The organism is Culturomica massiliensis, from assembly GCF_900091655.1.
Lineage (GTDB): Bacteria > Bacteroidota > Bacteroidia > Bacteroidales > Marinifilaceae > Culturomica > Culturomica massiliensis.
Genome location: NZ_LT594621.1, coordinates 2,070,571 through 2,088,730, shown reverse-complemented (window position 1 = coordinate 2,088,730; position 18,160 = coordinate 2,070,571). Strand labels below are relative to the sequence as shown.

14 protein-coding genes are annotated in these 18,160 nt (G+C 43.4%); 4 read left to right on the top strand and 10 right to left on the bottom strand.

Annotated features, from left to right (window positions below):
* Positions 1-183 precede the first annotated feature (183 nt).
* Genes BN8908_RS10270 through trxA form a run of 3 tightly spaced genes read left to right on the top strand, consistent with a single transcriptional unit; the run spans position 184 to position 1,839 of the window.
* On the top strand, positions 184-627 hold the full coding sequence (locus BN8908_RS10270; protein WP_021987457.1) for a PepSY-like domain-containing protein: 444 nt from the start codon (positions 184-186) through the stop codon (positions 625-627).
* A gap of 25 nt (positions 628-652) precedes the next feature.
* A complete protein-coding gene (locus tag BN8908_RS10265) occupies positions 653-1,477 on the top strand; it encodes a PepSY-like domain-containing protein (RefSeq protein ID WP_068690414.1) in 825 nt (274 codons plus the stop codon).
* A 59-nt stretch (positions 1,478-1,536) separates the two neighbouring features.
* The gene (gene trxA, locus BN8908_RS10260; protein ID WP_068690412.1) at positions 1,537-1,839 is read left to right on the top strand and encodes a thioredoxin; all 303 of its coding nucleotides are present in this window, start codon (positions 1,537-1,539) and stop codon (positions 1,837-1,839) included.
* Between the two features lie 110 nt (positions 1,840-1,949).
* Here the strand turns inward: trxA and BN8908_RS10255 are convergent, their stop codons facing one another.
* The 10 genes from BN8908_RS10255 to BN8908_RS10210 all read right to left on the bottom strand — a co-directional run bounded on the left by BN8908_RS10255 (position 1,950) and on the right by BN8908_RS10210 (position 17,319).
* The gene (locus tag BN8908_RS10255) at positions 1,950-3,386 is read right to left on the bottom strand and encodes a BACON domain-containing protein (protein WP_068690410.1); all 1,437 of its coding nucleotides are present in this window, start codon (positions 3,384-3,386) and stop codon (positions 1,950-1,952) included.
* 108 nt (positions 3,387-3,494) lie between these two features.
* Positions 3,495-5,843, bottom strand: a complete 2,349-nt coding sequence (locus BN8908_RS10250) for a BACON domain-containing protein (protein WP_068690408.1) — start codon at positions 5,841-5,843, stop codon at positions 3,495-3,497.
* Between the two features lie 40 nt (positions 5,844-5,883).
* On the bottom strand, positions 5,884-7,323 hold the full coding sequence (locus BN8908_RS10245; protein ID WP_021987462.1) for a BACON domain-containing protein: 1,440 nt from the start codon (positions 7,321-7,323) through the stop codon (positions 5,884-5,886).
* 15 nt (positions 7,324-7,338) lie between these two features.
* Positions 7,339-8,646: a DUF4302 domain-containing protein gene (locus tag BN8908_RS10240; RefSeq protein WP_068690404.1), complete on the bottom strand. Its 1,308-nt coding sequence runs from the start codon at positions 8,644-8,646 to the stop codon at positions 7,339-7,341.
* A 44-nt stretch (positions 8,647-8,690) separates the two neighbouring features.
* On the bottom strand, positions 8,691-9,569 hold the full coding sequence (locus BN8908_RS10235) for a zinc-binding metallopeptidase (RefSeq protein WP_021987464.1): 879 nt from the start codon (positions 9,567-9,569) through the stop codon (positions 8,691-8,693).
* A gap of 25 nt (positions 9,570-9,594) precedes the next feature.
* A complete protein-coding gene (locus BN8908_RS10230; protein WP_021987465.1) occupies positions 9,595-11,100 on the bottom strand; it encodes a RagB/SusD family nutrient uptake outer membrane protein in 1,506 nt (501 codons plus the stop codon).
* A gap of 12 nt (positions 11,101-11,112) precedes the next feature.
* The gene (locus BN8908_RS10225) at positions 11,113-14,721 is read right to left on the bottom strand and encodes a SusC/RagA family TonB-linked outer membrane protein (RefSeq protein WP_082989246.1); all 3,609 of its coding nucleotides are present in this window, start codon (positions 14,719-14,721) and stop codon (positions 11,113-11,115) included.
* Between the two features lie 135 nt (positions 14,722-14,856).
* Positions 14,857-16,047 carry a FecR family protein gene (locus BN8908_RS10220; protein WP_068690402.1) on the bottom strand — a complete coding sequence of 397 codons (1,191 nt, stop codon included), beginning with the start codon at positions 16,045-16,047 and terminating at the stop codon, positions 14,857-14,859.
* A gap of 60 nt (positions 16,048-16,107) precedes the next feature.
* Positions 16,108-16,674, bottom strand: a complete 567-nt coding sequence (locus BN8908_RS10215) for an RNA polymerase sigma factor (protein WP_021987468.1) — start codon at positions 16,672-16,674, stop codon at positions 16,108-16,110.
* Between the two features lie 123 nt (positions 16,675-16,797).
* Positions 16,798-17,319 carry a C40 family peptidase gene (locus BN8908_RS10210; protein WP_068690400.1) on the bottom strand — a complete coding sequence of 174 codons (522 nt, stop codon included), beginning with the start codon at positions 17,317-17,319 and terminating at the stop codon, positions 16,798-16,800.
* A 221-nt stretch (positions 17,320-17,540) separates the two neighbouring features.
* Between BN8908_RS10210 and BN8908_RS10205 the strand changes: the two genes are divergently transcribed.
* Positions 17,541-18,113, top strand: coding sequence for an acyl carrier protein phosphodiesterase (locus tag BN8908_RS10205; RefSeq protein WP_068690399.1), 573 nt, complete (start codon positions 17,541-17,543; stop codon positions 18,111-18,113).
* Positions 18,114-18,160 lie beyond the last annotated feature (47 nt).

Sequence of the window (18,160 nt, the reverse complement as noted above, 5' to 3'; positions counted from 1 at the left end):
TATTTTTGATTTGTTTGAAATGAATCTGTTCTCATTTCAGCGAAGTGCTCTGCCAAATCGTATTTAAACCGATCGTAAATCCGAAATCGCAACTTACTAAGTTTTCCGGAAAAATATTTCTATTCCCAAATGTTTCCCAAATTCGATATTTTCTTTGTATCGTAAATTTAAAATATAAACGATATGAAAAGAGTATTTTTTCTGATAGTAGTCAGTTTATTTTTGGTACAGGCAGTTTTTGCCGATAAGAAAGTGTATACGACGGATACCCTTCAATTGCCTCAAACGGCCCGGGAGTTTATACGTAAACATTTTCCGGCTACAGGCGTATCTCATATTAAGATTGAAAAAGAGTTCTGGGAAGGAAATCAGTACGATGTCATTCTGACGAACGGTTTTGATCTGGATTTTGATAAAAACGGACAGTGGAAAGAAATCGACGGGCATAAAACCGCTTTGCCGGTGTCTGTTCTCCCGGCTAAAATCGCAGATTATCTGTCAAAGAACTTTTCCGGTATAGCTGTATGGAGTATCGATAAAGACAAAAACGGTTACGAGGTGAAACTGGCAAACCGATTGGAGTTGAAATTTAATCTTGCGCAAGTATTTGTCAGGTTTGACGATTGATTATTAACCAATAAACGCTAAGGATATGAAAACTGTATTATTTATTTTAGGTTTGATTTTTTCTTTGCCATTTGTGGCTTGTAGTAATGATGACGATCATTATAAACCGGAAGAGCCGGTGACCCGCGCTTTCGAGCAGAAATATCCGGGTATTACACCCAAAGAGTGGGAGCGGAAGGGAAATTATGTTGTAGCAGAATTCTATGAAAACGGAGTAGAAAAAGAAGCTTGGTTTGATAATACCGGTAATTGGTATATGACGGAAAGTGATATCCGTTTCAGCGCTTTACCGGAGGCCATTAAAACGGCTTTTGCTGCCGGTGAATATGCACAATGGCATGTTGACGACGTGGATATGCTCGAGCGGGCCGGAATGGAAACGGTTTATGTAATCGAGGTTGAACAAGGCAAGCAAGAGGTGGATTTGTATTATACGGAGAACGGCACTCTGGTAAAAACCGTTGTGGGCGACGACGGGAGCCATGTACCTTCTGCCGGTTTGCCTCAGGCTGTAACGGATTATTTAAATACACATTATGCCGGTGCCCGGATTGTTGAATATGAAATTGAAAAAGGTATACTGGAAGTCGATATTTATCATGACAATAGGTATAAGGAAGTAAAATTTGACAGTCAGAACCAGTGGTTATATACCGAATGGGAGGTCCGGCAATCGGATGTTCCGGCTGTTGTACTCGAAACCATTCGTACACAGTATGCCGCTTACCGGATTGACGACATTGATTTTATTGAAAGTGCAGCCGACGGTTCTTATTACCTCTTTGAACTGGAGCAAGGCGAACGGGATATTTATGTCAGAGTGAACGAGGACGGAACGGTATTGCCTTGATCGGATGTAACCCTGCCCCGGGCTATTGAGTATAAATAGAAAACTAAATCAAAATAGCTATGGGGAAATTTGAAGAATTAATAAAAGGTGATAAACCGGTGCTGGTGGATTTTTTTGCTACCTGGTGCGGTCCGTGTAAAGCCATGCACCCGATACTCGAAGAGTTGAAAAAGGATATGGGAGATAAAATCCATATTATTACGATAGATGTAGACGGAGAGTCAAACCGGGCATTGGTTATGAATCATCAGATTCAATCTGTACCGACCCTGATGATCTTTAAGAAAGGGGAGATGGTTTGGAGGCAAAGCGGAGTTATGCAATCGGTACAGTTGAAAAATGTACTTGAGAAATATGTATAATGTTTGAAAATACGGGATAATTACTATCCCGTATTTTCGTTTTTAGCCTAAATATGTCTAACATTCCGGAGAAAACTCGGTGTTTAACCAAGGCATAACCGTCCGGCCGGTTATTCTTTGATCCCTCGTATCATACATCCCAGTGAACGTCTGTATGAGGTGGCGTAGCTGACGGCTATGTTGGAAAGCACATACGCATTGGCTGCCGTTTTGTATTCATAGGACGGAGTATTGTTCCAATAACCGCTGGTACCGGGACTGGCAACTTCGGCGTTTTCCCCCCAAAGTACTCCGCAAATCGGAAAACAAAGCTCGGCGGATCTTGTGGCGTTTGTAAACAGGTTTTCCGCTTCTCCTGCGGTTTGAAAATCAGTGTCGGCATTTCCTTTTATTTCTGTAAGCCTGATCCAGCCGTTGTAGGAAGATATGCCTTTGAATTCATACCGTATAACATAAGCTTCGGATGTCCCGAACATTTTTATGATATAAATCTTCGATGCTCCGTCAGAAATGGATACATAGTCGTATTCTGTGCCTATGATATCGAGAACATCCTTACCTTCCATCCGTTCCTTGTTTTTAAATGGAGTCTCATCACCGGGGAATATCCGTAAACATTCGTAATCATAAGGCAGACGATAGCCATTCCGGCAAGGATTGCTACCGGACCGGTCTGTCCAGCCGTATGTATTTTCAAGAGTGGGAAGTTTAGTGGTAAGGCTACCGTCACACAACCAATCATCCACGTGAGTAATGAATTCCGGCATTTGCTGGGCCTGGGCTGCTGTAATGTCGGAATTGGCGGCTATTGTTGTGACTGTTGTTACATTTTCGCAAGGAAATTCCACATTTCTGCCCCATTGGTAATAATTTCCCCAGGCTTGTTTAAATTGTTTTCCGGATAAGTTGGTCGGTGTGGAAGGGAGAGTTGCTCCTTCATTCGTATCTGACCATTTTTCAAGATTGAAATCTTTGTAATGAGTTTGAATGACCGGAATGATCCTTGCATTCTGGCCGTCGACCTGTACCGTAACGGTTGCATAACGCGCTTTTTGCTCGTCTTTGTAAGTATCGGCGGAGATCATAAGGGTATCTCCCTGCGCTACCGGGTGGCACCAGCTTTCATCCGTTTGGGCTTTCCACTCTACATTTCCCTTGATGGCAATGGGTACACCTTTTCCGGAGGCAGGGACATAAAGTTTTTCCGGGAAAATATCAAATTTCGAACCGGCTTGAATAACGGTAAATGTACCCTCACCGTTTCCTTCGGTTATTGTGATTACAGCTGTTCTTGTGGCTATTGTTAGGTTTAAGGGAGCTGTCAGGGTTAGTTTATTAGCGTTTTTCCCTACTGTACACCAGCTTTTGTCGGATACGGCTTGCCAGTTACCGTTCAGGTTGATGGAAACCTCCCGGCTTCCTCCGTTCGCTTCAAACGAAATATCCTGAATTCCTAAATCCAGAATGGATTTCCCCGTATTGTCATCCGAGTCGCATCCTGTTAGAAATAAAGTGAATAACAGTATTATATAACTTATTAGTTTCATATGCTTCAAATTAAAATCGTGTCATAAAATCCGGGAGAAGGAGTGGTAAAGCAAGCTTTACCGACTCCTGATCGTTTTCATTGTTTGGGTTCCCGGAATATTTCGGTATTATTCCATAATGCAACGTAACGGTGTTGCATAGCCGCAGATTGCCCCGGCTTCATTGATGCGTGTTGTGTTGAGTATATACATGCAACGCATCTTTTTATCAAGCCAGTACCAGGCGGCAGCACCCGGAGCCAGTAAGGTTGCTCCGTCACTCATGTTCAACATTCCGGCTGCCGGGAATATCCGGACTTCAGATTCTGTGGCTTCTGCAAATAAGGCTTCTGCATCTGTTGCATTGTCGAATACGGTATTTTCATCTGCTAGAATTTCAGTAATTTTCAAGTATAGATTTTTACCTACTTCTCCCAGCATTTCGAAACGAAGTATGTATGCATCAGCCGTTTCAAATTTCTTTATCGCGTAGATTTTAGAGTTTCCTTCATAAACGTATAAGGTACGGTCGGGTACTCCGGGTCTGTCTTCCAGGCGTTCATAGATAACGACGCTCTGGGAATTGCTGAATGTCCCTTTGTCTTCCGAAGAAGGATAGATACGTAATAAATCCATTTGATTGGGTAACCGGTAACCGGAAGGACATGGATAGGAGCCTGCCCGGTCGTTCCATACGCTTTCCGATCCCGGGTTGGTCAGCCAGTCGCCGTTTGAGGTAATAAATTCTGTCATCTCCTGTGCTTGTTCTGCCGTAATTGATTCATTGGCGGCAATCGTGGTTTCAGCTCCGGAATGAGGGAATCCGACATTTCGCCCCCATTGGTAATACATCCCCCAGGTGTCTTTGTAGTCAGGACCTGACATATTTTCTTCCGTTGCCGGTAATTTTGCACCTAAATTGCTGTTTGACCACCTGGACAGGACAAATTCCCTTTTGGCTGTCGGAGTCTGTATGATTTCAAGAGTTACCGGGTCGAGATCGGGAGCCGTTACGGTAACGGTTGCCGTACGTTCGTTATCACCGGAATAGGCTTCGGTAGTGACAATGAATGAACCTGAACCCGAACCGGTTGCCGGTTGTAATGTACACCAGGCGGCACCTGCGGACACCGTGGCCGTCCAGGTGATATCGGTATCTGTTGTAATGTCGACCGGAAGTTTACCTCCCTGGTTTCCGAACGCGTAGCTGACAATGCTTAATTTGAGCCGGGATTTGTCATACAGTCTGTCATTCGTCATGTTTTCGGTATCTTCTGTATTTCTCAATACTAATTTCCAGCTTTCCGCATTAGTGATATGCCCGATAATCGCTCCGTTTTTAGCAGCGACTTTTTGTTTCCGGAATGTCGCTGTCGCGGCTACAGCGAGAGGTAATTCTTCCGTTCCGTTCCAGAGGATAGGCTGATTGCCGTATGTTTGAGTTATATCTTTGAATTCGACATTTTCGATTTTTACCAGCAAACCGTCTCCGGCTTCTCCGGCAAGTATCTCTGCGATGGTTTTTACAGTCGGGTTTATAGTGATTGTCGCTGTCGGTACAGAGGTAATATTAGCGGTTTTCAAATTGTTAATGGTTGTCAGGCCGTTTACTGTTGTTCTGCTGCCTCCGTTTAATAATACATCGACCTGAGTACCGGGTGCGATATTATGTTCTTCTGTAAATTGCAGGGTGATCGCGTTACCGGTACCGTCTTGTATGATCATTTGGTTGTCGCCGATATTTTTGCCGGTGTTGTCAGAAGTTACAAGTCCGGTAACATATGTATAGTCCGTTTTACTGTTGGCTGCCAGGGCCCGCAATGCCGTAATCGTCATATTGGCAGGACCGTCCTGAATGATGGTAACGACATCGCTTTTTTCCTGATTGCCTTCGAGAGTCAGGGTGGCTTCTCTTTGTTCGGCAGTCGTATTCGGTGCCGATGTAATGGTTATACCGGTTTTATCTTCGGATACGGTAATTGTCAGCCAGCCATCGGCACCATCGGATAATTGGGGCGTCCAGGTAACATTGGAAGTAACGGATACGGTTTCTGTTCCGCCGTCTACTTCAAAACCGATATTCTTCGGGTTTACGCTTAATACCGGGTCTAGGCCAGGCTGGGATACGACAACTCGTCCGCTCAATGAACCGGCTGTAACGATAAGGGTGAATTCCCGGGGAGCATAATCTTTATTTTCTGTAGCAGTTACGGTAACTGTAGCATCTTTTTTTCCGGAAGTTTCGGATAGTGTCAGCCAGGCCGGGGGAGTATTGAATGACCAGTTCTGATTGGTTGTGATTTCGATAACGTCATTTCCTCCCGTTTGCAGGAAGCTCATCGTGTTCTTTTGTATTTCCAGGGTAGGATCGGGACTCTTGTCGTCGTCTTTACATCCGGTTACGGTTATGACCAGCAGTAATGTCAATGCACTTAGCAGACAAAACCAACTTTTTGTGTTGTAATTTGTTTTTTTCATAATCGATAATTTAATTGTGAGAAAGTATAGGTTTAGGGTATTATTCGGCTTTGATACAACGGATCTGGCATCCTAACGACCGGGGACAATACAATGCGTCCACATGAAGCTGGAAGTTCGTCGCGCTCACATAAGTGGCGTATTCTTTATAGGGAGAAGCTGTCCAATAATTACAACTGACACCTAAAGAAGTCGCAGTTGCTGTGTTGCAATAGAGATAACCGCTGGCCGGAAATATTTTTGTCGCTTGTTCGTCACTGGCGGAAAATAAAGCTTCGGCTTCCTCTGAGTTGGTAAAATCGGTGTAAGCATCTCCCCGGATTTCGGTCACTTTCAGATAACCGTTGTTATAGGGGCCTGTCTTCCATTCGTATTTCATTACATAGGCATTCTCGGTGCCGAATTTTTTAATTGCGTATTTGGTATAATTACCGTCGCCTACAGAAACACAGGTATAAGACGTACCGGCTGCATCCAAAACTTCCGTATTTGTGCAGCGGTCAATGACTACGTACCGTCCTTCTATTTCTCCGTAAGGAAATATTTGCCGGGCTTCGTAATCGAGAGGTAATCGCCAACCGTCCGGGCAGGGTTCCTGACCCGCACGGTCTTTCCAGACGTACGAGTTTCCGGTAGCGGGGAGGGTGGTTGCACTCCCGTCACTCAACCAGTCAAAAGGCGTCAGTTCACTTCCTATAAATTCCGTCATCGTCTGTGCGGCTTGCGCAGTTATTGAAGCATTTGTCATAACGACTGACGGTAAAATATCTCTGGAAAATGTCACATTGCGTCCCCATTGATACATGTCACCCCAAGTCTGTTGATAATCGGGGTTTTGCATATTTTCCTCCGTGGCTGGAAGGGTGGCGCCCAGGTCGGTATCCGACCATTTTTCAAGCATGAAATCCCCTTGATTGCGCTGGGATACCGATAGTATTTTGGTATTTTTCCCGGCACTTAATGTGATTTGTGTTGTCCGGGGGTCCGTATTGTCATAATGATCGGCGGATACTTTTAATGTATCGTCTGTGATATAGATATGACACCATCTGTCTTTGCTGCTGGCAGTCCATTTCAGATTGCTCTGAACAGTGACGTTTTTGGTTTTACCCGAAGCACCTAAAGTCAGTTTCGGTTGGGAAAGAGCAATAATGGAACCTTGCTGGGATACCGGTATTGTTTTATTTCCTTCGGGGGCTTTGATGGTAATCAGGGCTATCCGGGAAGAGATGGTCGGGTTTTCCGGGACGGTCACATGTACGATTTTGCCTGAAACGGTTACGGTACACCATGTTTTATTGGATGTTGCACTCCAGGCACCAGCGGAGAATACTTCGATCGTGCCCGTTCCTCCGACAGCCTCTATGGATAGGTCGGAAGAAATAACTTCCAGTTCGGACGAATCGGTTTTGTTGTCATCCGAATCGCAAGCTGCCAAAAACAGGCAGAAAATCAGGATGAGGTATTTAATTTTTTCCATATTCATATGTGAATTTTATAGGTTATATACTTTTTCTAGCGATAACTGAAACCATACATCCTGTTTGTCAGTTGACTTAAACATAATCACGGCCGGTTTGGACGGATTATCACAAGTGATGGTGTATTTACCGTTTAGCATTTGAAGAATAGCTTCTCCTCCGGAGTTGTAGAAAGCATTTCCGTTATCATCTACTTTTCCGGTGAATTCGATCTCAAGTTGATCGTCAGTCCATTTTACAGGCCGGCAATAAATCAACAACAAACATTCATACAGGTTATAACCATCGGTGAGTACGACGTTCAGAATCTGTGCTTCGAGTTCTGCATTGTAACTTAGATAAGCCTGGTAAATTCGGAGTCCTTGTCCTGATTGAACTAATTCACCGGCTTCTTTCCATTTTTCCCGGAAGGGAGAACTCATGATACCGGTGTGGAAGTACCACTCTTCTTTTGTGTAACAGAATCTTTTATTGAGGGGCATCGGATCAAAGGTAATCCGGGCATTTACGTCGTTGTCCGAACAAACCAAAGTACGTTCGATTTCGGACCAATCAAAGTATTGCAGGGTTTTTCCGCCGATCTGAATCGGTTGGTAGAGTTTGATACCGCTGGTGGTATAAATAAAGGGGGCGTTGATTGTCAGCGTATCCTTGCCTTCGATATAGTCAATTTCAAAATTTCTGCCGTTGGGTTCTGTCGTCAGTGCCCGTCCGGTCTGTGTCAAGAATATCTCCGTATTTTCTACTGTCAGGCCATAACCATAGTAGTCGGGAGGGGTAATTGTACGGATGATACTTTTGAGATCGTTCAACGTTTGTTCCCAGCTTTGATTTTTGGACAGGGGATGCATACGGAAAGTATTTCCCGTCTTTTTCCCTTTTAATATCAGTTCATTGTTTTCCTGTCCCATGAATATGAATTCGTAATCCCCTTCATAGCCTAATCCGGGAAGTCCGGGAATAGCGGGATCGGAAAAGAAGTGGAAGATCTCGTTGTAGGTATCGAAACTCAATACCGGTCCCATATCTTCTTTCAATGAATACAGGCTTTTGGCGGACCTGGAAGAGATTTCCGAGGCGACAGTTACATCTTCTTCAGTGAAGGAAAGTAGTACGGTATATCCCCCGTAAGAACAATCGCCTTTGGGGTAATATTCCATAACCCAGCCGTTTTCAGGAGCAGTCAGAATCTTTTGGTAGGCTTGCAGGGCTTCAGAAAGACGTTCTGCTGCCGGTTTGTTAAAGATATCCTCTTCGTCCTGTACACAGGATTGTAAACCTAACAGGAAGCCGAAGATGAGCAGGTATGGTAGTTTTTTCATAATAGTACTTTTAGTAAACAAACATTTATCGGTTTCGTTTCACGTTATTCGTCGAGGTCGTAATCGATATTGCCGATTTCTGAAGAACGGCGTTCTACGACTTTCCGCAGATCGTCGATATTGATATTCCAGGAGTTTTTCAGCCAGTTGCGTACAATACCGAACTTTTTCTGGATAATTTCACTACCGTCAGTGCCGGCCCCTTTTAATATTTCTTGCCAGGCTTCATTGTTGCTGGTTAGATAGATAGCGATGATCTCGACAAAATCTTCCTGCGGCTCACTGCTGGCATATTTGGAAACAAATCCCATTTTCCAGGCTTCTTTTTCTGTCCGGTTCATCCAGCCTGTGGGAGAGTAATCGGAGGTCGTGATTTTCTCGAAGTCTTTGGGGTAATTTTTAGTTTGATGGAGAATGTGAGCGAATTCGTGATGCATTGTCTTGAAATAAAAATAATTCAGACTGTCGATGTTTTCCGTATTCAGTTCATTGACCTTGTATAACGTGACCATCAATCCGCCTTCGGCTGTCCCCAATACTTCGGTTTGTGCTTCGGCATCGATAGCCGGAGAACCGATCAGGTGAATCACTTTAGGAACATAGGTACGCATGAAATCGACCCCGGCTACTTCGTCATAAACTTCCAGCCAGAGATGCTTTATCAGCTTGGATATTTTGATGGAATTTTCCAGACTGGCCGGTACCAGGTTGAACGTCATATCCGATATAACGTCTTCCATCCGATACTTCATGTCGATGTTATAGGCATTGACGTAATTGTCCAATAGCCAAAGATCAAATTCGGTGCGTTTTACTTCCGAAGGTTCGAAAATGGATTTTCCGCCGGGATCGTCTTCTGAGCAACCGTAAAAGAGGGGGGCCAGAGAGAAAAGGAGAAGCGTATAAATAACTGTTCTTTTCATATTATTTCGGTTATAAGTTTTGTAATTATCTCGGATTGGCGGGCATGCCTGCGCTGATGACGGATGACGGAATCTGGATCGCCCGGCGGAGATCGTCGGTTGTCAGTACGTCGTCCGTTTTACCGTGGCGGTTGTGGGCGATTTCAATACCGTAGCGTTTGATGTCGAACCACCGTAATCCTTCGTGTATATTTTCGATTCGTCTGCAATGGAGAATGAAATGGATAAAGCTTTCCTGAAGTCCTGTCTCTAAGGTGAATTTCGGATGCAACGGTTTCTTCGTCGTAAGATCCTGGGCATAATAGTTTTTGATATTATCCAGGCTCAGGCTTCCGCCTGTTGTCGTGTGTCCTTTCAGCCAGGTTTGCATGTCGGCAAGGGCCCGGGCATATTCTTGCCGGTAGACATAGGCTTCTGCCCGGCATAAAATAGCTTCATCTGTTGTAAATGCCGGATACACCAGATTAATGAAGCCCGTTCCCGCAACTTTATCCGTATATTCGACAAAAGCTCCTAATTTAGGATATACCATTTTTGGTGTAGAGCCGAAAACCGTATTGTAGGCACTCAGGTTTTCTCCCCATAACCCAGGTGACCAGAAAGTTTGGGTTTTGGCAATGGAACGGGCGTGACCATACCGTTCTCCCTGGCTATAAGGACCGTGTATAATAGGCCAGTAGGATTTGGCGGGCAATAGCAGCAGATTGCTGTTGAGTTCTGCACTGACATAATTATTGATTCGCCAGTTCCAGTCGGAGGTTTTTGCGTCGCCGTTAAAATCCCGCATCACTTCGTCAGGTGTTTCTCCCAATGCTAATGTGGCGTATCGGATGACTTTGTCGTATTTCTCATACCATAAGTAAAAACGGGATGCAAAAGCACAGGCTGCTTTGTAGTTGAAATGATAACGGGGGACGGTATAGATTTGGTCGTCGATCAGGGGGATTCCGGCTTCGATATCTTCGGCAATTTTAGCGTAGACATCGGCAACGGTTCCGCGGTCGTAATTTTTGGATACGGTTGTTTCCGGTTCCTCTACATAGGGAATACCCATATCCCGGGTGCTGGTTGCCGTATTGTAATGTTGGCAAAATAAATTCACCAGGATAAAATGAGCATAGGCACGACACAATAAGGCTTCGCCTTTTTGGGGACTGTTTTTGTCCATGCCCAGTTCCTCAATAGCCTTTATAGCATGGTTTGCCGAAGCAATCGCCAGGTAGTAGTTGTCCCAGATATATTGGGGCGAATCCTGGCTTACTTCCGTCACATCCTGCCAATGATAAGCTTCCTCGTCCATCAGGGAATAGGCCGAATATAATGTTCCATTGTCTTGGGTATTATCTGACATCATTTCTGCCAGCATACTGAAAGAGGCGCTTGGATAGGCCGATACCAACAGACGGGTAATTTTTTGTTCTGTTGTCAGTTCTGCCCGGTTGTCCGGCATCTTATCCAGAAAGTCGTTACAGGAACTGGCCAGCAACGATGCTATAAAAAGCAGGGGGATAATTATATTTTTCTTTTTCATAATCTGTATGTATTAAAATCCAAACCTCAGAGTAAATGTAAATTGCCTGGGTACCGGGGCAGAAACCCCTCCGGAGCGGAAAAACTCCGGGTCCTGGCCGTTCAGTTTCGAATCCGCATAAAGCAGAAATAAGTTCGTTGCCTGTGCTTTCAGGGACAGGTTGTTCAGGTTGAGCCGGCGGATGAATTTTTGAGGGAAATCGTAGGTAAGCGATATTTCTTTCATCCGGATAAAGCCTCCGTCTGCAATTCGGGCATCCGAGTAATTGTAAGCATTGTATGCATACCTGAGATTTTTGATGTCTTTATCCTGGCGGTTACTGGCAATGACCGGAATATCGGTGTGAGCTTCATCGCCCGGCATCATCCAACGGTTTTTAAATTCTTTGGGCATGGCGTCCAAATCGGAATAAGAACTGCTGAATACCGGATCCAGACGGATAACATTGCCGAACGAGTAGGTTATAAAAACGTTTAATTTGAGATTTTTGTAAGTGAAAATATTTCCCAAACTTCCTGTAATTGTCGGGTCGGTCGGACCTTCGTATTTTAGGAAGTCAACCATGTCCCGTTCCTGGAAATTGATATCCGTAATCGTAATTTCACCTTTGTGATTCAGGAATGTCGGCAAACCGTCCTTATTCAATCCTTTGAACGGCATTGAAAACAGAGAACGTACCGGATAGTTTTTCCGTGCAAAACCATTACCGGATACCAGGTCGATAACTCTGGAGCGGGCATCCAGTTTCGTCACTGTGTTTTTATTTTTGGAAAAGATCAAATCGGTACTCCAGGTAAAATTGGGGAGTTTGATATTTTTTGTCGAGAGGGTAAATTCGAATCCACTCGATTTCATGGAAGCGACATTGGCGTATTTGATGGTTTCACCTCCGGCACCTTGTGTGTTGATTAAACCGATCAGGTCGTAGTTATTACGGGTGTAATAATCACTACTAAGGTTGATCCGGTTATCTAAAAAACCGAAGTCCAATCCAATATTCAATTCGTGTTTTTTTTCGTAAGTCAGTTCGCTGTTTTCCAAAGAACTGATTTCCAATCCCGGCTCTTTTACCGTAGAGGAAGGACGCCAGGGGGTGTAACTGGTATATATGGCTCTTGAATTGGATACGGAGGCCGGTCCCCGGTCGGCAGTCAAGCTGTAGGATGTTCTGAAAGTAAGGTGTGAAACCGCAGGTTTTAAACTTTCAAAAAATGATTCTTCATGTGCATTCCAGGCGAGAGCGATATTCCAGGTCGGGAGCCAGCGGGAACTTCTTGATTTACCCAGTTTGTTTGATCCTTCGTAGCGTAAGGTTCCGTTTAAGGTATAGATTCCTTTGTAGGAATACGTGGCTGTTCCGAAAAATGCGACATTGCGGGAAGTTGTGCTTGTATTTTGGTAATATTGTCCGTTCTCTTCGGCCAATTGTTTGAAAGCATAGTAGTTAAAGAACGGATTACCTCCCATATCGTATTGATATCCCATTCCCATAAACCAGGTGGCTTGACGTTCTACCGAATTGGTTTCCATACCGCCGAAAAAATTGGTAATATGCGTTTCGTTGAAAACTTTGTTAAAACTTAATGTTGCCCGAAAATCCGTCCCGAACATTTTGTAATTGGTACGTTTGTAGATACCGCCTTCCGGTAATATGCTTACAGGTAAGGAATAGGCAATGTCCGGATCGGTGTACAGGAAAGGGTTGGCGTCGCGAATTGTCGCATCGCTCATTTCACGGTAGGCTTGTGCTTGGTTGGACTGATCTTTGATGTGATGTTCCTGTGAGGAATTCTGGTATTTAACTGCTCCGACCATGCTGACTTCCAGGCCGGTTCGTATTTTCCATTTCAACTCTCCCTGGAATTTCAGATCTACCATGTTCAGATCGATGTAATTGTTTTCCAATTCATGTAATATGTTGAACGGAGCGTAGTTTCGGGTATAGTAAGTGTACCCTTTTGCATCTTTTACCGCCAGCGCTCTGGAGGTGTTCAAAGCATAACTGTACGGGTTTATATCGAAATCCCGTTTTACTTCTCCGCTGACAACGTCGACTTGCTGGCTAAGTGTTCCCGGAGCTTGTTGATCCCGGTAAGAGCCGTTTGTAAGCAGACTGAGGGTAAGATTCGGTAAAATGTCATAAGAAGCATTGGCATTGGCCGTATAACGGTTTACCGAACTGGCTTTTGACCATCCCGGATCGTGATATATACTCATTGAAGCGTAATATCTGGCTTTTTCAGTACCGGAGCTGATACTGATAGAATGATTTTGCGTCAGTGAATTCCGAAATAATTCATTGAACCAGTCCGTATTCCGCATTTCAGCTTCCTGCAAATATTTATTCCGGGCTTCCGGTGTATTTGCCAGTGCCCATGTCCCGGATACCGGATCATAAGTGTTCATCAGTTTGTACATTTTCCCGTACACGCCGCTTTCCGATGCCCGATAGGTTTTGGCAAAGCTTAGCCAGCCTTTCTGATACATTTCATTATAAACACTCATCTGGTCCTGGGAGTTCATGATGTTGAACGTAGAATAGTCAGGAACCAGCCGCATGGATAATTCTCCGGTGTAATTGATGTGGCTTACGCCCGCTTTGCCCCGTTTGGTCGTAATGACGACAACACCCGCCATGGCCCTGGCTCCGTAGATTGAAGTAGCAGAGCCGTCCTTTAAAATTTGAAAATTTTCAATGTCGTCGGCACTTAAACCGGCAATTGCAGAACTGATGAGTGTAACGGCATCTCCCGAGGATAGTTCGTCGGCTCCCAGTTCAACAACATCCTCCATGACAACACCGTCTACAACCCACAACGGTTTGCTGCTTCCATAGATAGAAGTAGCTCCCCGTACGCGGATTTTAGGTGCCGTACCGAATGTCCCTGAAACATTTTGTACGGATACACCGGCTGAACGGCCTTCGAGAGCCCGGCTTACATCAGGTAAACCCTGTACGATGACCTGATCGGCCGACAAACGGTCGGTGGCTCCCGTAAAGAGTCGCTTGTCCATTTGTGCCATTCCGGTTACAACCACTTCTTCCAGTGTTTCACTATCCGGTTTAAGTGTAACATCAATGACATTTTTGTCGGCAATACGAACTGTTTGGTCTTTCATTCCTACAAACGAGAATTTCAGAGTATTTCCGGCTCTGACTTTCAGGGTGTACTTCCCTTCGACGTCAGTTGCCGTTCCGGAGGTCGTGCCTATGATCATAATTGTCACGCCGGGGAGAGGTTCACCTTGCTCATCGGTTACTTTCCCGGTAATTGTTCGTTCGTCCGGATTGCTTTTCTGCTGTTGCTGATTGGCTTGACTGGGCCGGATAATGACATAGGTACTGGTGATTTCGGCTTGAAGATGAGTGCCTTTTAAAATGAGGTCATATAACTCCTTTACCGTGAAATTCGCTTTTTCAATCTGTACTTTGCGGTACATATCCAACTCGTTGTTACTGAAAAAGGTCAGTAAACCGGCTTGTTTTTCGACTTCCTCAAAAAGGGCTTTCAGGGTATGCTCCTGTTCTTTGAGGTGTACTACCTGAGCTGAGGTATGGGCAGAAACTTGCAAGGTCAGGCCCAAGGTCAGGAAAAATACAAACTGAGTCACACGCAGCATCTTTCCCGAAATTTTTCTGGAAAGTACTCTTGGCTTTCGGATTTTTTCCATACATTTGTTTTTGAAGTTAGTAATATTGTCTGTTGTTACGAACAGACATTTGGTTAGCTGGAATGAGGAGTGTTAGCGCACTCCTTATTTTTGTATTATCTCTATTTCATTGTTATTTATTTTGAATTGTATATTGGGGTTTGTTGCCTCTATCCGGCGTAAGAGTTCCTGTAAGTCTCCGTCTTTTCGGGCAGCGCCGGTAAACCGGTATTTTTTGCATTGCTCATTTTTAAAAATGAAACAGACATTATACCAGCGTTTGAGTTTTAGTGTAATATCTTCAATCGGAAGGTCTACAAAACGGAATAAATCGTTCCGCCAGGATGTGTATAACTCCGTATCGACTTCTTTGATTTCTACTTTTTCCGATGATTTTCGGGAAATCAGTTGTTGTCCCGGACGGAGTGGGTAATTTTTTTCACCGACTTTTACTTTTACGGCTCCGTTTACAAGTGTAATTTGTTCCGATTTTTCGTCGTGATAACTGCATACATTGAAAGCCGTACCCAAAACCCGTATGGAAGAAGAGCCTGTGTTGACGATGAAAGGCTTACCGTTTTTGGAAACTTCAAAATAAGCTTCTCCGCTTAACTCAACGGTCCGCTCCGGACCGTAAAAGTGATTGGGAAACGTAAGACGACTGTCGGAATTGACCCAAACTTTAGTACCGTCACACAAGATGATGCTGTATTCTCCGCCGACCGGAACGTAAATACGGTTCGGTTTTTCAGATGCTTTAACCGAATCTCCGGCATGTGTAATGGCTATGGTATTGGTAGAGTCTATTCCGACAATGAGACCCTCGGCACTCTGAATTTTTTGATTGACAGATTTATCCAAAACAATTTGTTCTCCGCTCGATAATTCCAATATTGCTTGGGTAGAATGCTCCGGCGAACATTCTGGAGTTTCGGCAGTGATAGCCGGTGTGATTTGTTCGTTCACTCCTGGATGTTGAAGTAAAATAATACCGATCACTAACGGAAATATAAGCCCCGCTGCAATTTCATAACGATGTAAAATGACTTTTCTTCTCCATCGGGCACGTGGAGCTGTACGGGAATTGATTGTAGCCCAGGCTTTGTTGGTATCTATATTTTTGAAACGAATAGCATCCGTCGTGTTTTTATAGGTATCTTTTAATCTTCCGATTTCTGTTTGATGTTCCGGATGTGTTTCCAACCACTTTTGCAGGCGGCGGGAATCGGACGAATTAAGCCGTCCTTTCAGGGAATCAATCAATAAGCAGATAATATAGGACGGAATTTTTACCATATTGTTTTTTCTCCTATGACAGGAAAAAAACAAAAACGGGTGACAAGATTTTTATATTTTTTATTTAAATTTAGCGATAAAGAGTAAAAACAGATAAGATTTTTTATTCAGATTGTTTTTAAGGGTAAGCATTGCACGGGAAAGAATCGTTTTTACTGTATTGACAGAAATATTCAATTCTCCGGCGATTTCTTTATATTTTTTATTATGAAAAACGATAGCAATAAAGATTTCCCGGGAACGCGGAGGGAGATTGTTAATTTCCTGATATATTTCCTCCATGCGGAGATTCCAAATGGCTTCTTCCGACATTTCCTCTTCTGTAATTTCTATCCGTTCAAATGAATTCTCAAGGCGATGATTTGCATTTTTTTCGAGATAGTTCAGGCAATGATTCCGTACGGCCTGATAAAGATAAGCTTTCAATTGAGAAGCAACCGAGATAAAACTGTTTTTTTCCCAGAATTTAATGAAGACTTCCTGTACCATGTCTTCGGCTTCGTCCTGTCTGTGTACATATTTCATGGCATACATAACCAAAGGCTTGTAAAATTTATGGAACAGTAACTGTAAGCCTTTTTTCTCTCCCCGCTTCAACAAATCTAATATTTCCGTCATGTTCTCCATATGACACGGTGTTAAGGCTTATAATTACTATAAATGTAAATTGTTTGTTTTTGATATTCCACAAAATTTCATAAATATGCACAAATACCGAAAGACAAATAAAATAAATTTATATTAAAAATCCTAACGGAAATTTCTTACTTTTCCACCATTAATCCATTTCTTTTTGTAATAGGTTTCGTCTAACGTATTGAGACGTACGCCACTATGGGTCGTGGAATGAATAAATATGTTGTTTTTTAAAAAGATGCCGACATGACTGACAGATTTGTGTGTTTTAGCCGTATTGAAAAATACCAGATCGCCGGGCCGGAGTTTGGCACGTCCGATTTTCCGGCAATTTTTTTTATACATTCCTGCTACAGTACGTTCTAATTTGATGTTGTAAGCATTACGGTAGATATTGCAGGTGAGCCCGGAACAATCTACCCCTGTTTTCGTATTTCCTCCGTATTTGTAGGGAACTCCCAGCCATTTTACAGCTTCACTATAGAGTTTCAGATCATCTTTCCGGGTGACCTTAAACCCTAGCTTTTGGGACAGTTGTGCGGTTGATACCCGGGAAGTTGTCATTTTGCGACTACTGCTACAGGATAGAGTCAAAAGTGAAAAGAAAATCAGCGTGTAAAACAGGATTGTTTTCATTGTTTTTTATTTGTCCGACAAATATACGTTCCTTTTGGCAAATTTTAAATTGAAAGACAGATGTTTTAGATGTACGATTTTGACTGATCATACAAAACTACTTTTTTTGAAAAATGAGATTTGTATGAAATAAATGAATAACCTATCCAAATGCATGGAATCGTAAATCAAAAATCGTAAATCAAGAATTTTAAACATTACTTTTGTTGTAAAATTTAGGTATGAATTATCTGGCTCATATATTGCTTTCGGGAAAAAACGGACAAATTCAAGTCGGTAATTTTATCGGAGATGCCGTAAAGGGCCGATCTTACGAAAATTATCCGGCCCATATCCGACAGGGAATTTTGTTGCACCGGTCGATTGATGATTTTGCGGATCACCATGCGGATGTTAAGCAAGCTGTGGCTTTGGCTAAGGTGAAATTCGGCAGATATGCGGGGGTAATGACCGATATGTTTTTCGATTACTTATTGGCACGTAATTTCCGGCAATATTCCGGAATTTCACTTCGCTACTTTACGTTTCGTTTCTATTTGTCGCTTGTGCGGAATTATTTTTATTTGCCGGTACGTATAAAACGATTCGTGTGGCATTTTATTCTGACGGACAGGCTGAATCGTTATGCTTCGTTACGGGGATTGAAGCAATCGCTTCGGATAATGGCAGAATATAAAAAGTTGCCGGTAGATCCGGAGGAAGCTATTGTTTTTTTGACGGAACATGAACGACAGTTAGAAAAATTGTTTGCTCATTTTTTTCCGGAAATATGTAAATTCTGCCGGGAACAATAAACTTTTTGTTACTTTTGATACTCATATTGGATTTAATCTTAACTACA